This window comes from Streptomyces spinoverrucosus (assembly GCF_006539505.1).
Lineage (GTDB): Bacteria > Actinomycetota > Actinomycetes > Streptomycetales > Streptomycetaceae > Streptomyces > Streptomyces spinoverrucosus.
The window spans coordinates 1-1,076 of the sequence record NZ_BJND01000191.1; the positions used below are offsets into that span (position 1 = coordinate 1).

A 1,076-nucleotide genomic window follows, 5' to 3' on the forward strand; every position below is an offset into this window, starting at 1 on the left:
TCCGAGCCGTTGCCGCTGCTGGTGGAGCGGGAGCGGGCGCTGTTCGGGTCGTGGTACGAGTTCTTCCCGCGCTCCGAGGGCACGCCCGAGCGCCCGCACGGCACGTTCCGCACCGCCGCCCGCCGGCTTGCGGCCATCGCCGCGATGGGCTTCGACGTGGTCTACCTGCCGCCGATTCACCCGATCGGCAGCACCTTCCGCAAGGGCCGCAACAACTCCCTGTCCGCCGGGCCCGACGACGTCGGCGTGCCCTGGGCGATCGGCTCTCCCGAAGGCGGTCACGACGCCGTCCACCCCGACCTGGGCACCCTGGACGACTTCGACTGGTTCGTCACCCAGGCCAAGAGCCACGGGCTGGAGATCGCCCTCGACTTCGCCCTGCAGTGCTCCCCGGACCACCCCTGGGTGGACAAACACCCCGAGTGGTTCCACCACCGCCCGGACGGCACCATCGCCTACGCCGAGAACCCGCCGAAGAAGTACCAGGACATCTACCCCATCGCCTTCGACCGGGACATGGACGGCCTGGTCACCGAGACGCTGCGGGTGCTGCGGCACTGGATGGCCCACGGTGTGCGCGTCTTCCGCGTGGACAACCCGCACACCAAGCCGGTGCTGTTCTGGGAGCGCGTCATCGCCGACATCAACCGCACCGACCCGGACGTGATCTTCCTGGCGGAGGCGTTCACCCGCCCGGCGATGATGCACACCCTGGCCCAGATCGGCTTCCAGCAGTCGTACACGTACTTCACCTGGCGCAACACCAAGCAGGAGCTGACGGAGTATCTGACCGAGCTGTCCGGTGAGGCGGCCGCCTACATGCGGCCGAACTTCTTCGTCAACACCCCCGACATCCTGCACGCCTACCTCCAGCACGGCGGCCGCCCCGCCTTCGAGGCCCGCGCGGTCCTGGCCGCCACCCTGTCCCCCACCTGGGGCGTGTACTCCGGCTACGAACTCTGCGAGAACACCCCGCTCAGGGAGGGCAGCGAGGAGTACCTCGACTCCGAGAAGTACCAGCTCAAGCCCCGCGACTGGGACGACCCGAACAGCATCGCCCCCCTCATCACGCAGCT

At 68.9% G+C, this 1,076-nt stretch carries 1 pseudogene; it reads left to right on the top strand.

The features are described from left to right. Positions 1-1,076: pseudogene (locus SSP24_RS42470) on the top strand (alpha-1,4-glucan--maltose-1-phosphate maltosyltransferase); the annotation flags it as partial.